Consider the following 423-nt stretch of genomic DNA (forward strand, 5'->3'; position numbering starts at 1 on the left):
TTGCGCCTGCTGCTTGCGATAGTGATAATTCTTGTCGATCCGCTCCATGAGATAGTCCCCATAGAGCACCGGCGGATATTTGGCCGTCGCGCCCGGCTGCACGCAGACCGGCAGCGCCTCGATCATCTCGTCCATGGACGGGTCGAAGAAGAACGGCTGCGAATAGCGTTCGCGACCGGTGCGGTTGATGACGCGATGCGGCGTCGACACGAACAGGTCGTTGGACCAGCGGGCCAGGATATCGCCGACATTCATCACGAAGGAATCCGGCACGGGCGGGGCCGGCACCCATTCTCCAGCCTTGTTCTTGACCTCGAGGCCGCCGACATCGTCCTGCGCCAGAAGCGTGATGAAGCCATAGTCCGTATGCGGCGCAGAGCCGAACAGCCCTTCTTCCTGGGGCTGCGTCGGATAGTGCAGCAG

The 423-nt window shown here is 61.9% G+C and carries 1 protein-coding gene; it reads right to left on the reverse strand.

The window, feature by feature from the left end; all coding sequences use genetic code 11:
* The coding region (locus AC1D0P_RS30360; RefSeq protein WP_477680126.1) for an isopenicillin N synthase family dioxygenase at window positions 1-423 on the reverse strand (423 nt) is incomplete at both ends.

This window comes from Polaromonas sp. P1_G2 (genome assembly GCF_056405515.1).